Origin of the sequence: Pseudomonas sp. LPH60 (assembly GCF_030718165.1) — a bacterium.
GTDB lineage: Bacteria > Pseudomonadota > Gammaproteobacteria > Pseudomonadales > Pseudomonadaceae > Aquipseudomonas > Aquipseudomonas danubii.
The window spans coordinates 135,375-148,195 of record NZ_JAVAJH010000004.1 but is presented as its reverse complement, the minus strand read 5'-3'; the positions used below and the strand labels follow the sequence as shown (position 1 = coordinate 148,195).

Here is a 12,821-nt window from a genome sequence, read left to right as displayed (position 1 = left end):
AAAAATGGCTTTCGAAGCGATGTTCCAGCCGATCCAGATCGGCAAACTGACCATCCGCAACCGTGTGCTGAGCACCGCCCACGCTGAGGTCTATGCCACCGACGGCGGCATGACGACTGAACGGTATGTGAAGTACTACGAAGAAAAGGCCAAGGGCGGCATCGGCCTGGCCATCTGCGGTGGTTCCTCGGTGGTGGCCATCGACAGCCCCCAGGAATGGTGGAGCTCGGTGAACCTGTCCACCGACCGCATCATCCCGCACTTCCAGAACCTGGCCGACGCCATGCACAAGCATGGCGCCAAGATCATGATCCAGATTACCCACATGGGCCGGCGCTCGCGTTGGGACGGCTTCAACTGGCCGACCCTGATGTCGCCGTCCGGGGTGCGCGAGCCGGTGCACCGCGCCACTTGCAAGACCATCGAGCCGGAAGAGATCTGGCGGGTGATCGGCAACTACGCCCAGGCTGCGCGTCGGGCCAAGGCCGGCGGCCTGGACGGCGTCGAACTGTCGGCGGTGCACCAGCACATGATCGACCAGTTCTGGAGCCCGCGGGTCAACAAGCGCACCGACGAATGGGGCGGCACCTTCGAGAAGCGCATGCGCTTCGGCCTGGAAGTGCTCAAGGCGGTGCGCGCTGAAGTGGGCGACGACTTCTGTGTCGGCATGCGCCTGTGCGGCGACGAATTCCACCCGGACGGCCTGTCCCACGAGGACATGAAGCAGATCGCCAAGTATTACGACGACACCGGCATGCTGGACTTCATCGGCGTGGTCGGCTCGGGCTGCGACACCCACAACACCCTGGCCAACGTGATCCCCAACATGAGCTTCCCGCCGGAGCCGTTCCTGCACCTGGCGGCGGGCATCAAGGAAGTGGTCAAGGTCCCGGTGCTGCACGCACAGAACATCAAGGACCCGAACCAGGCCACGCGGATTCTCGAAGGCGGTTACGTCGACATGGTCGGCATGACCCGCGCCCACATGGCCGACCCGCACCTGATTGCCAAGATCAAGATGGGCCAGATCGACCAGATCAAGCAGTGCGTCGGCGCCAACTATTGCATCGACCGCCAGTACCAGGGCCTGGACGTGCTGTGCATCCAGAACGCCGCCACCTCCCGTGAATACATGGGCGTGCCGCACATCATCGAGAAAACCACCGGCATCAAGCGCAAGGTGGTGGTGGTCGGCGCCGGTCCTGCCGGTATGGAAGCCGCTCGCGTGGCGGCCGAACGTGGCCACGACGTGACCCTGTTCGAGAAAAAAGAAGCCATTGGCGGGCAGATCACCACCGCCTCCAAGGCCCCGCAACGGGATCAGATCGCTGGCATTACCCGCTGGTATCAGCTGGAACTGGCGCGCTTGAAAGTCGACCTGCGCCTGGGCACCGCGGCGGACACCGCGACCATCCTCGACCTGCGCCCCGACGTGGTGGTGCTGGCCGTGGGCGGCCATCCATTCATCGAGCAGAACGAGCACTGGGGCGCCGCCGAAGGGTTGGTGGTCAGCAGCTGGGACATCCTCGACGGCAAGGTGGCGCCGGGCAAGAACGTGCTGGTGTACGACACCATCTGCGAGTTCACCGGCATGTCGGTCACTGACTTCATCGCCGACAAGGGCTCGCAAGTGGAGATCGTCACCGACGACATCAAGCCGGGTATCGCCGTCGGCGGCACCTCGTTCCCGACCTACTACCGAAGCCTGTACCCCAAGGAAGTGATCATGACCGGGGACCTGACCCTGGAGAAGGTCTACCGCGAGGGCGACAAACTGGTGGCGGTGCTGGAGAACGAATACACCGGCGCCCGCGAAGAGCGGGTGGTGGATCAGGTGGTGGTGGAAAACGGCGTGCGTCCTGACGAGGAGCTCTACTACGGGCTCAAGGAAGGTTCGCGCAACAAGGGTCAGATCGACGTTGAGGCGCTGTTCGCGATCAAGCCGCAGCCGTGCCTGAGCGAGACGGGGGAGGGCTACCTGTTGTTCCGCATCGGCGACTGCGTATCCCAGCGCAACACCCATGCCGCGATCTACGACGCACTGCGCCTGTGCAAGGATTTCTAAGCCACCTGTAGCCGCTGCCGCAGGCTGCGATAAGGCCCGAAGGGCCTTCCGGGGCCCTCAAGAGCATCTGTCCTGTGACGCAGTGCCGCCCGGGCGCAGCCTGCGGCAGCGGCTACAACGACCGACCCGGTCTTTGGGAGCTCCACCATGTTGAACACCCTTCTTCCCATTCTGTTGTTCGCCGCCGTTGGCCTTGCGGTCCTCGGCGCGCTGCGGCGCGTGGCCCTGTGGCGCCAGGGGCGGGCCTCCAAGGTCGATCTGCTCGGCGGCCTGCTGGCCATGCCCAAGCGCTACATGGTGGACCTGCACCATGTGGTGGCCCGGGATAAATACATGGCCAACACCCACGTGGCCACGGCGGGCGGCTTTGTCCTGGCGGCGGTGCTGGCGATCCTGGTGCATGGTTTTGGTCTGCATAACCGCATCCTCGGCTACGCCTTGCTGCTGGCCACCACGCTGATGTTCGTTGGCGCGCTGTTCGTCGCCAAACGTCGGCGCAACCCACCGGCACGCCTGTCCAAGGGCCCGTGGATGCGCCTGCCGAAAAGCCTGCTGGCGTTTTCCGTGAGTTTCTTTGTGGTGACCCTGCCCGTGGCCGGGATCCTGCCGGAACACTTCGGTGGCTGGCTGCTGGCGACGATTCTGGCGGTCGGTGTGCTGTGGGGCGTGTCCGAGCTGTTTTTCGGCATGACCTGGGGCGGGCCGATGAAGCACGCCTTCGCTGGCGCCTTGCACCTGGCCTGGCACCGCCGCGCCGAACGCTTTGGCGGCGGCCGCTCCACCGGCCTCAAGCCGCTGGACCTGGAAGACCCAAGCGCGCCCCTGGGCGTGGAAAAACCCAAGGACTTCACCTGGAACCAGCTGCTGGGCTTCGACGCCTGCGTGCAGTGCGGCAAGTGCGAGGCGGCGTGCCCGGCCTTCGCCGCCGGCCAGCCGCTGAACCCGAAAAAGCTGATTCAGGACATGGTGGTCGGCCTGGCCGGTGGCACCGATGCGCAGTTCGCCGGTAGTCCCTATCCAGGAAAGCCTATCGGCGAGCATGGCGGCCATCCGCACCAGCCCATCGTCAACGGCCTGGTGGACGCCGAGACCCTGTGGTCCTGCACCACCTGCCGGGCCTGCGTCGAGGAATGCCCGATGATGATCGAGCACGTCGATGCCATCGTCGACATGCGTCGCCACCTGACCCTGGAGAAGGGCGCGACCCCGAACAAGGGCGCCGAGGTCCTGGAAAACCTCATCGCCACCGACAACCCCGGCGGCTTCAACCCGGGCGGACGGATGAACTGGGCGGCGGACCTGAACCTGTCCCTGCTCAGCGACAAGCAGAGTACCGACGTGCTGTTCTGGGTCGGCGACGGCGCCTTCGACATGCGCAACCAGCGCACCCTGCGGGCCTTCGTCAAGGTGCTCAAGGCGGCCAAGGTGGACTTCGCCGTGCTCGGCCTGGAAGAGCGCGACAGCGGCGATGTGGCCCGGCGCCTGGGGGACGAAGCCACCTTCCAGCTGCTGGCCAAGCGCAATATCCAGACCCTGGCCAAATACCGCTTCAAGCGCATCGTCACCTGCGATCCCCACAGTTTCCATGTGCTGAAGAACGAATACGGCGCCTTCAACGGCCACTATCTGGTGCAGCACCACAGCACCTACCTGGCTGAGCTGATCGACGCCGGTGCACTGAACCTGGGCCAGCACAAGGGCAGCAGCGTGACCTATCACGACCCATGCTACCTGGGGCGCTACAACGGCGAGTACGAAGCGCCGCGCGAAGTGCTGCGGGCCCTGGGCATCGAGATCAAGGAAATGCAGCGCTCGGGCTTCCGTTCCCGTTGCTGTGGCGGTGGCGGCGGGGCGCCGATCACCGACATTCCGGGCAAGCAGCGGATTCCCGACATGCGCATGGAAGACATCCGCGAGACCGGCGCCGAGCTGGTGGCCGTGGGTTGTCCACAGTGCACGGCCATGCTCGAAGGGGTGGTGGAGCCGCGGCCGATGATCAAGGACATCGCCGAACTGGTGGCCGATGCCTTGCTCGAAGACGCCGCCCCGGGCAAAGCCCCGGCGTCGGTGAAACCCGAACCTGCGGAGGTGCATTGATGAGCGAGATTATCCGCCGCGATCCCCGCGCCGAGTGGATCGCCCGCAACCGCCTGCACCCGCTGCATGCGGCCATGCAGCCGGCGCAGCACAGCTGGATGGGGCCCAATGGCCTGATCCGCAAGAACCCCCACGGCATCGGTTTCATCGGCCCCAACGGCCTCAAGCGCATCGACCGCAGCGGCGCCCAGCAGGGCGGCAGTGCCAAGCGCACGGCCGCGGCCGAGGTGCAGTTGCCGCTGCATCAGGTGGCACAACCGGCGTTCTACATCAACGTGGTGCCGGACCTGGTCGGCGGCCGCCTGAGCAGCCACGACCGCGACCTGCTGGGCCTGGCCCGCCAGTTGGCAGGCCAGGACGGCGCAGTGCTGGCGGTGGTGTTTGGCGAGCACAAGGAATCGGCCTTTGCCACCGCGGGCGTCGACCGCCTGCTGGTGCTGCACGGCTGCGAGTTCGACGGTTATGCACCGGAACAACGGGTGCAGGGCCTGCGGGCTGTGGATAACCAGTTCAGCCCGCGCCACTGGCTGCTGCCCGACAGCCGCACCGGTGGCGGCGAACTGGGCCGGCGCCTGGCCGCGGCCCTGGGCGAACGCCCGGCGACCCGGGTCTGGCAGGTCAAGGACGGGCAATGCATTGGCCGGGCCGGTGCTGGCCTGCAGGACCTGGCGCGGCCGGCGCCACGCCTGATCCTGGCCGCCGCCGAATGCGCCGAGCCGGTCAGCGAAACCCGCCACGAAGCCTTGCCGGTGGAGTTATCCACAAGCGTTGCCCGCAGCCTGGCACGCATCGAGGATCTGGGTGCGGTGGCGGTGGACCCGGCGGCGATTCCCATGGCCGAGGCCGAATTCATCTTTTCCGGGGGCAACGGGGTCAAGGACTGGCCACTGTTTCACCAGACCGCCGCGGCCCTGGGGGCTACCGAAGGCGCCTCGCGGGTGGCGGTGGACGACGGCTTCATGGCCCGGGATCGGCAAGTGGGGGCCAGTGGCATCTGGGTCACCGCGCGGGTCTATGTGGCGGTGGGGATTTCCGGGGCGATCCAGCACCTGCAGGGTATCGGCGCCTGCGACAAGGTGGTGGCCATCAACCTCGATCCGGGCTGCGACATGATCAAACGCGCCGACTTGTCGGTGATTGGCGACAGCGCGGAAATTCTCAAGGCCTTGATCGCGGCGGTAGCGGCTTACCGCAACGATGCCAAGCGCGATGCGGCTTAAGGGGACGTTATGAACAGCACTGTGATCAGCCTGGTATCGATAGGCGCGCACCCGACCTCCGGCCGTCCACGGCGTGCCGAGCAAGACGCCCGTGCGGTGGAACTGGGCCTGCAACTGGCGGGGGACAAACTGCAGGTGCTGCATGCCGGCGACGTCGCCGAACCAGCCCTGCGTGCTTACCTGGGCATGGGCCTGGAACAGTTGCACGTGCTGGAACAGCCAGCGGGCGCTGATGCCCTGCCGATCCTGACCCAGTACCTGCGCGACGCGGGCGCTCAGATGGTGCTCACCGGCAGCCAGGCAGAAACCGGCGAAGGTTCCGGCATGCTGCCGTTTTTGCTGGCGGAGAACCTGGGTTGGCCGCTGGTGGTGGGACTGGCGCAAGTCGAATCCCTGGCCGATGGCGTGGCCCATGTCCTGCAAGCCTTGCCCCGTGGCCAGCGGCGCCGGCTCAAGGTGCGCCTGCCGTTCCTTGCCACTGTGGATAACGCTGCGCCGAAACCGCGCCAGAGCGCCTATGGCCCGGCGCGCCGTGGTCTGTTGCAGGCCGATCAGGTCGTGGTGGTGGAAGACGAGTTATTCACAGCCTCCAGCCTGCAACCGGCCAAACCCCGGCCCAAGCGCCTGAAAGTGATCAAGGCCAAGAGCGGCGCGGATCGCATGAAGGCCGCCACCGCCAAGGCCAGCGGCGGCACCGGCCAAGTGCTCAAGGGCGTGAGCCCCGAGGCCGGCGCCGAGGCCATTCTCAAGTTGCTCATCGAAGAAGGCGTGGTCCGCTGAGCTCAGGTTTATGCACAGCCCTCGGGCCGTGCACCCACCTCTGGGCACCGCCGTTCGCTGGCAAGCCAGCTCCTACCAGGGACATCGCGTCTGCACCCGCCGTAGGAGCCGGCTTGCCGGCGAAGGGGCCGCTAGGGTTTTACTCACCTCTGGGCATCGTCGTTCCCTGGCAAGCCAGCTCCGACAAGAGTAGCGATGGGTTACTCACAATCCCTGTGTGCGTACCTGTGGATAAGGTGTTCGCGCCTTGCTCAAGCCCTTGTGGAACAAGCTCTGCAGCCGTCTGTTCGAATTTTGATCAGTCTAAGCTGGCGATTTTCATGGCTTTTTTTCCAGGGCAGGGAAGTAGCCGAGGAGACTTTTGCACAGCACTTGCCCCCAAAGTCTGTTGGCGCTTCTGTGGATAAGATGTTCGCTTAGCGCTGCAGGCCCCGTAGAACCTGAGCTTGAATGCTTTGATCAAAAAACATCCAAATACGCTGTTCAGGCTCGATTATTCGAGTAAAGCCTCGATATTTCGCGGCCTCCAGGGGTTTTCCACAGTTGTTGATGCTTCTGACCCCAGTTGCCCCCAAAGTCTGTTGGCCGTTCTGTGGATAAGGTGTTCGCCTTCCTCTACAGGCCTCTGAATACGTGCCTTTCAGAGCTTTGTTCAATAATTGATCAATTGCCGGCAAAACTGCTGTTTTCCCATAAGTCACGGATTTTCTTGGCATTGCCTGCTGAAATATCCCCAACCCTCGCTCATTTGCCCACAGTTGCTGTGGGCCAAGGTGTGGATAACATGTTCGCGGAAGGCTGCACCCCCTGTAATCCATAGCGTGCACGGCAATAGATCAAATTTCGTACAGTTCTAATGGCTTTCTTGACAGTGATAGGTGGCCTGTCTTCACTGATGCCACAAGGACTTAGCGGCAACTTATCCACATCCGGCTCAGGGAGTGCAGGCAATGGATTGTCGTTTATCGCAGGTTTATCCGACCGGGGCCCCCCTCCCTAGACGTACCCGTCGCCGTGCCGCCAACCAGCGCGCACGTCTGTAGCCCTGCCCTTCGTTTTGTCCCTTCACTGCTTGTGTTTCAGGCGCCAAGGCCTGCCTGTTCGGCTGCCTGCGCGCTGACGGATGCACCCATTAGAGGCGACCACAGAGTTGCCCCATCAGCCTGAGAGGAACCCCGCCATGACTCGGATCGCGACCCCCATCAGCGAGATCCAGGAACACTACGACGTTGTTGTCATCGGTTCCGGCTACGGAGGTGGCATCGCCGCTTCCCGATTGTCCCGGGCCGGTCGGCGTGTCTGCCTGCTGGAGCGAGGGCGGGAGATCCAGCCGGGCGAGTACCCCAACACCCTGGCCAGCGCTACCGAAGAGCTGCAGGTGCATGACCCCGACGGCCACATCGGCTCGCGCACCGGGCTCTTCGATCTGCACGTCAACGCCCAGCAGAACGTGGTGGTCGGTTGCGGCCTGGGAGGCACGTCGCTGATCAATGCCAACGTCGCCCTGGAGCCCGAACCCGGGGTCTTCGACGACCCGCGCTGGCCCCGGGCGGTGCGCGAGCATCGCGATACCTTGCTCAAGGAGGGCTATGCCCGGGCCCGGGAGATGCTCAAGCCCAATCCCTATCCCGACTCGGCGCCGACCTTGCCCAAGCTCCAGGCCAACCAGAAGTCCGCGGAGTATCTCAAGCAGGGTGCGCACTTCTACAAGCCGCCGATCAACGTGACCTTCGCCAAGCTGCCCAACAACCTCAACCATGTCGGGGTCGAGCAACTGCCGTGCAACCACTGTGGCGACTGTGTCTCGGGCTGTAACAACAAGGCCAAGAACACCACCTTGATGAATTACCTGCCGGACGCCAGCAATCATGGCGCCGAGATTTTCTGCCAGGCCCAAGTGCGCTACCTGGAGCGGGAGGGCGATGGCTGGATCGTGCATTTCCAATACCTGGACAGCGGTCGCGAGAAGTTCTCGGCGCCGACCCTGTTCGTCAAGGCCGACATCGTGGTGCTCAGTGCCGGCACCCTCGGCTCCACGGAAATTCTCCTGCGCTCCAGGGCCAAGGGCCTGTCCACCTCGGACCAGTTGGGTGAGCACATGAGCGGTAACGGCGACATCCTCGGGTTCGGCCACAACTGTGAGCAGACCATCAACGGCATCGGCTTCGGCACCCATTCGGCCAGTGAGCTCAAACCCGTGGGGCCGTGCATCACCTCCATCATCGACATGCGCACCGAAGGCGACTGGCGTAGCCGCATGGTCATCGAGGAGGGGTCGATTCCCGGTGCCCTGGGCCGGGCCATGGTGCCCAGCATGGCGCTGTTTGCCGCGACTCTGGGCAAGGCCACCGACAACAGCCTCAGCGCTCAGTTGGGCTACAAGGAGCGCGAGGCCGAGAGCTTTCTGCGGGGGCCTTATTACGGTGCGCTGCACAACATGCAGACCTACCTGATCATGAGCCATGACGATGGCCGCGGCCGCATGCTGCTGGACGCCAAGGATCAACTGCGCATCGACTGGCCGGGTGTTGGCCAGCAGCCCAATGTGATTCTTGGCAACGAGCGCCTGTACCAGAGCACCAAGGCGCTGGGCGGAGTCTGGGTGGAGAACCCGATCTGGACCAAGCTGCTCAAGCACAGCATCGTTTCGGTGCACCCGCTGGGTGGCTGCGTCATGGGCGAAGACGCCGCTCAGGGGGTGGTCAACCACAAGGGCCAGGTGTTTTGCGGCGCCAGCGGCACCGAGGTCTATCCCGGGTTGTATGTGGCGGACGGCGCGGTGATTCCGACTTCACTGGCGGTCAATCCGCTGCTGACCATCTCGGCGGTCAGCGAGCGCAACATGCGCCTGCTGGCCGAAGATCGCGGCTGGAAGATTGACTACAGCCTGCCCTCGGCCCCGAGCAAGGCGGTGCCGGCGCCGACCCTGGGCGTGCAGTTCACCGAGACCATGAAGGGCTATTTTTCCACGGCCTTCACCCAGCCCCAGGGCACCGATCTGGCGCGCTATCAGGAGGCGGCCAAGCGCGGCGAGGCGCAGAACTCTCCCATCGAGTTCACCCTGACCATCACGGCCAACGACCTCAACCGGATGATCAAGGAGCCCGAGCACGCCGCCACCCTGGTGGGCACCCTGGAGGCTCCGGCGCTGTCGGCTCAGCCCCTGGTGGCCAGCCACGGGGTGTTCAACCTGTTCGAGGAGTTCCAGCAGCAGGTGGGCGTGCGCCACATGAACTACGACATGCGCCTGACCGCCGAGGACGGCAACCAGTACTACTTCAGCGCGTTCAAGACCGTGCCCGAGGATCACGGCGTGCTGAACATCTGGCCCGACACCAGCACCCTGTACGTGACCCTGTACCGCGGCCAGGACAAGAGCGGCCCGGTGCTGGGCTCCGGGGTGATGCACATCCTGCCGGCGGACTTCGCCAGGCAGATGACCACCATGAAGGTGCTCAATGCGCGCAACGAGCGTGAACGCATCGAGGCCCTGGCGCGCTTCGGCAAGTTCTTCGCCGGGATTCTGTGGGAGAGCTACGGCGGCGTGTTCGCCGGAGACATCTACTTCAACCCCGACGCACCGCCGCGGACCAAACGGCCCCTGGATGCGCCGGTGCCCACGGTGCAGTTCTTCGAGACCGAAGACCGGGTGCAGCTGCGCCTGACCCGCTACCAGGCGGGCAGCAAAGGCCCGGTGATGCTGGTGCACGGGCTTGGCGTGGGCTCCAACATCTTCTCCACCGACACCATCCAGACCAACCTGCTGGAGTACCTGTGCAAGCACGACTATGACATCTGGCTCCTGGATTTCCGGGTCAGCATCCTGTTGCCGGCGAGCAAGCGCGAATGCAATGGCGACCAGATCGCGGCCTATGATTTCAAGGCCGCCATCGGCCAGATCAAGCAGGCGACCGGGGCCCGTGACGTGCAATGCGTGGTGCATTGCTACGGCGCCACGACCTTCTTCATGTCGCTGCTGGCGGGCCTGAAGGATGTGCGCTCGGTGGTCTGCTCGCAGATTGCCGCCGATACCGTGGTGGCCACCGCCACCGGGATCAAGGCCGGATTGCACCTGCCGGGCATGCTCGACGCCATCGGCATCAAGTCCCTGACGGCCTACGCCGACAGCAAGGAAAGCCTGTTCAACCGCCTCTACGACACGGCGCTCAATGGCTACGCGCGGATCGAGGCCCAGGGTTACTGCACCAATCCGGTGTGCCACCGCATCACCTTCATGTACGCCTCGCTGTACCGCCACGACACCCTCAACCAGACCCTGCACGACAACCTGCACGAGCTGTTCGGCGCCTCGAATATCGAGACCTTCGAGCATCTGGCACTGATCTGTCGCAAGGGGCACCTGGTGGACTTCAAGGGGCGTGACGTCTACATGCCGCATTTCGATCGGCTGAAATTGCCCATCTGCTTTATCAGCGGCGCCGACAACCAGTGCTACCTGCCGCTAAGCACGCAGAAGACCTATGAACGCCTGTGCCAACTCCATGGCCCCGAATTGTTCAGCCGCCACGTGGTGCCGGGTTACGGACACATCGACTGCATCTTCGGCAAGAACGCGGTGATCGATGTGTACCCGCTGATCCTCGCGCACCTGGACAAGACCGCCCGGGGCTGACCCAGGCCAGCCCGCGGCAAGATCGCCGCGGGCCCGCGCCAGATCATGCAACAGGCACCGCAGCACGCGCGCTTGGAGGCCAAGTGCAGGCTGCGGCGGCCGCTACACATGGATGCAGGGAAGGTTGATATGAACGCTTATATCCGCTGGTTCCAACGCTTCATCTGGCTGGGCATCGCCATGAACATGGTGTTCGCCCTGCCGGCGCTGTTTGCCCCGGCGCTGCTGACTGCGGTGGTCGGCCTGCCGCCGGTGCTGTCGGACCCCTGGCTGGAAAACACCGGCATGCTGCTGGTGGGCATCAGCCTGTTCTACATGCCTTCGGGCTGCAACGCGCCGCGTTTCGTGGTGCATTCCTGGTTGTGCGTGCTGTCGCGGCTGATCGCCGTGGCGTTCTGGATCTACCTGATCAATACCAGCAACCAGTCCCAGGTGTTCGTGCCCATGCTGATGGGCGACCTCGGCATGTTCCTGATCCTCGGCATCCTGCTGTACCTGGGCAGTGCCCCGGCCAACCGGCCCTGGGCCCTGCTCTGTGCCGGGCTGCACGACTGGCGCCAGTACTGGGCCGCCTGCTGGAAGCGCCACAGCTTTCGCGTGGGCAGCCTGGTCCTGCTGCTGGTCCTGGGGGTGGTCGGTTATGCCACGTGGGTCAACATGATTCGCGAGGTGCCCCAGCCGCCGGAAGCCTCGGACGAGGATCACTTCAAGTACGCCGCCATCGGCCTGGGGATCGAAGCACGGATTCCTTACTACCTGTTTGCCGTGCTGCCGCAGATGTGCCCGGAAAAACTCCCGCGCCCCGGCGGTTACGAGGTCTTCGGCTTCCTCTACGAGAACGGCCGGGACCTGCCGGTGGGCATGGCCAAGCGGCAGTTGGGCTACCCCACGGTGGAGCCCAACTGCGCCCTGTGCCACACCGGTGCCTACCGGGCCAGCGCCAGCGATGTGTCCCGGGTGGTGCCCACTGCACCGGCCAACCTGATGCAGCTCCAGGCCTTCCAGTGGTTCGCCTACGATTGCGCCAGCGATCCGAAATTCACCGTGGATGCGCTGATGAACGCGATCAACGCCAAGTTCCAGCTGGGCTTTGTCGAACGCCTGTACAACCGCTACCTGATCATGCCCATGGCCAAGAGCGCGCTGCTCAAGCAGAAGCAGGCCTATGCCTGGCAGAAGCTGCGGCCGCAGCAAGGGCCGGGGCGCACCGACACCTTCAACCCGACCAAGATGGTGGTGTTCGGCTTCCCCGACGACTCCACCATCGGCACCGTGGACCTGCCGCAGATCTGGAACCAGAAGCCGCGGGAATCGATGTACCTGCACTGGGACGGCAACAACAACCAGATCCGCGAGCGCAACTACGCGGCGGCGATGGCGGTGGGCGCGACCCCGCAATCGGTGCTGCCTGAGAGCTTCAACCGGGTCACCAACTGGCTGCTGGGGCACAAACCGCCGGCTTGGCCGTTCGCCCTGGATCAGGCCAAGGTGGCCCAGGGCAAGCCGCTGTGGGAGGCCAACTGTGCCGGTTGCCATGACTTCGGCAAGGCCGACACCGGCCAGGTCACGACCAATATCCAGACGCTGGGCACCGATCCCCACCGCCTGGACTCCTTCACCACCGGCCTGGTGCAAGCCTTCCATGGGTTCAAGAAGCCGCCTTTCGACTTCGGTGCCTATCGCAAGACCCAGAGCTACAGCAACACCCCCACCGACGGCATCTGGCTGCGCGCGCCGTACCTGCACAACGGCTCGGTGCCCAGCCTCTGGGACCTGTTGCAGGCCCCGGAACTGCGGCCCCAGGTGTTCTACACCGGCTCGGATGTGTATGACCCGCAGAAGGTCGGTTTCATCACCAGTGGCGCGGCGGTCCAGGGGCCGGGCTCCTTCAAGTACGACACCCATCTGGAGGGCAACAGCAACAGCGGCCATCTGTACGGCACGCAGCTTTCCGCAGAGCAGAAGTGGCAGTTGATCGAATACATGAAGACCCTGTGACGCCCGTTCGGCGTTTGGGCAAAGGGAC

At 64.4% G+C, this 12,821-nt stretch carries 6 protein-coding genes; all 6 read left to right on the top strand.

The window, feature by feature from the left end:
- Positions 1-4 precede the first annotated feature (4 nt).
- The 6 genes from dgcA (at position 5) to Q8O96_RS15390 (ending at position 12,793) form a co-directional block, all read left to right on the top strand.
- The gene (gene dgcA / locus Q8O96_RS15415; RefSeq protein WP_102861997.1) at positions 5-2,065 is read left to right on the top strand and encodes a dimethylglycine demethylation protein DgcA; all 2,061 of its coding nucleotides are present in this window, start codon (positions 5-7) and stop codon (positions 2,063-2,065) included.
- Between the two features lie 147 nt (positions 2,066-2,212).
- Positions 2,213-4,162 (top strand): dimethylglycine demethylation protein DgcB, encoded by a 1,950-nt coding sequence (gene dgcB / locus Q8O96_RS15410; protein WP_115581110.1) that lies wholly within the window; start codon positions 2,213-2,215, stop codon positions 4,160-4,162.
- Positions 4,162-5,382: an electron transfer flavoprotein subunit alpha/FixB family protein gene (locus tag Q8O96_RS15405; RefSeq protein WP_305949069.1), complete on the top strand. Its 1,221-nt coding sequence runs from the start codon at positions 4,162-4,164 to the stop codon at positions 5,380-5,382. Before dgcB ends, Q8O96_RS15405 begins: the two co-directional genes overlap by 1 nt.
- Before the next feature lie 9 nt (positions 5,383-5,391).
- Complete coding sequence (locus tag Q8O96_RS15400) at positions 5,392-6,162, top strand: electron transfer flavoprotein subunit beta (protein WP_102861994.1); 771 nt, start codon at positions 5,392-5,394, stop codon at positions 6,160-6,162.
- 1,180 nt (positions 6,163-7,342) lie between these two features.
- Positions 7,343-10,795, top strand: coding sequence for a GMC oxidoreductase (locus tag Q8O96_RS15395; protein WP_305949068.1), 3,453 nt, complete (start codon positions 7,343-7,345; stop codon positions 10,793-10,795).
- A gap of 129 nt (positions 10,796-10,924) precedes the next feature.
- The gene (locus Q8O96_RS15390; protein WP_305949067.1) at positions 10,925-12,793 is read left to right on the top strand and encodes a hypothetical protein; all 1,869 of its coding nucleotides are present in this window, start codon (positions 10,925-10,927) and stop codon (positions 12,791-12,793) included.
- Positions 12,794-12,821: the final 28 nt, after the last annotated feature.